The sequence below is a fragment of the Secundilactobacillus paracollinoides DSM 15502 = JCM 11969 genome, assembly GCF_001311135.1.
Classification (GTDB): domain Bacteria; phylum Bacillota; class Bacilli; order Lactobacillales; family Lactobacillaceae; genus Secundilactobacillus; species Secundilactobacillus paracollinoides.
Genome location: NZ_BBAG01000145.1, coordinates 1 through 1,614, shown reverse-complemented (window position 1 = coordinate 1,614; position 1,614 = coordinate 1). Strand labels below are relative to the sequence as shown.

At 35.4% G+C, this 1,614-nt stretch carries 2 protein-coding genes; both read right to left on the bottom strand.

What is annotated here, in order from left to right; genetic code table 11:
• Positions 1 to 158: 158 nt before the first annotated feature.
• Complete coding sequence (locus JCM11969_RS16645; RefSeq protein WP_225353350.1) at positions 159 to 419, bottom strand: DUF5388 domain-containing protein; 261 nt, start codon at positions 417 to 419, stop codon at positions 159 to 161.
• Between the two features lies 1 nt (position 420).
• A complete protein-coding gene (locus JCM11969_RS16640; protein WP_054713005.1) occupies positions 421 to 1,221 on the bottom strand; it encodes a ParA family protein in 801 nt (266 codons plus the stop codon).
• Positions 1,222 to 1,614 lie beyond the last annotated feature (393 nt).

Below are 1,614 nucleotides of genomic sequence, written 5' to 3'. Positions count from 1 at the left end.
GTGCATTCTGCTTCATTTAAACGGACAAGTATACGTCTAAAAGCTGAACGTGTCATCTGAGAGCGCGTGATTATTTACTTTTTACTTTGTTAGCATCGCCGGTTTCCAAAGTCTGTATTTGAGTCGTAAGCGTATTTTGTTCAGACTCAGTTAACGATTCAAAAATTTTTTGTAATTTGGGCTAATCCGTTTTGTTGAGTTGAGCTATACCCTAAAATTACCATAGCTTTCATAAAGTTTTTTAGATGATTGTCAATTCTGAGCGTAGTATCAAAAGTAACACCATCTATTTGTTTAGACTTCGTTTTGTTTGATTCGTTTAGAGAAGATATGGAAATTTCTTTTTGGGGCTGGGGCGCCGATTTTCTAGGAATTATTTTGCTTTTATTTGAGTTAGGATTGTGTAAAAGTTCCACCATGCTAATCCGCCCTTTCAATAATTTCTTGTGCCACAGAATCGTATAATCTAATTATTTTTTTATCGAACTGATCTTTTAGAAATACACCTCTGATTGAATATCTTTTGATTCTTTCCATATTACGAATTAGGGTTTTTAACATGTTTTCTTTCCCAAATTCTTCTTCTGCTACTTCTAATGTGCTGTGATCAACAGGCGCCCCATTCTTTAATAGCACAGGAAGTATACCGAGTAAATTCAAACTAGGTGCTTCGTATTCATCGATTACCTGTTCCTGTATATATTTTAGAAACGATTCGGCACCCTGAAGACTGTGCTCTTGAGTTTGAAGGATAATCAGAACCCAATCTGAAGCGTATAAGGCGCTATCAGAAATTAAGGAAATAGTCGGTGGCAAATCAAATACCACAAAATCATATTTTTCTTTTAGTGAAGCAAGTAGCTTGCTAAAATATGTAACTCTATCTTTATAATTATTTTTAAACTTTTTTTCCATAATCCGTGGGTACAATGAAAAATCTGCGCTTGATGGAATAAAGTCAATGTTTTTATCCAAAGCAACCAACGATCTTGATAAGTCCTCTTCTTGGATTGATGCAAGTAAGGTTTGATTAAATTTAATATCATCGTGGCCTAAATTAGCCGCGGTTTTAAAGTAAATATCTGTAGCGTTCGCTTGAGGATCGAAATCAATTAATAGCGTTTTTTTACTAGCACGAGCTAGTGCCAGGCATGCAAGCGTGGCATTTGTTGTTTTACCGGTGCCACCTTTAAAATTTCCAAAAGTAATTACTTCACCCATTATACTGACCTCCAATTAAGTATCCTAATATACAAGGATACTTGGATACAAGGATGATAACATACAAAGATACTTGGATACAAGGATACAAGGATACATTTCTTCTCAAAAGCCGTTAAATTAAGATTGACTGCAAGTATCCTAATATACTTAGATACAAGGATACTTAGATACAAGGATACATAAAAAGAAATGTTGATTTATCACCAAACAACGAGTAATATTGGTTACATAAAATAGAACATAAAAAAACACCCACCGACGGGAATCGGTGAGCGCCACAAAAAAGTCATCTATTTTAATGACTATTATATCATGGCCGGTGCGATTTTTAAAGCCCTAGGGGACAAGCTGGGGTCTAAATCCAAGGGGACACGTTTGCCAGTACGACTT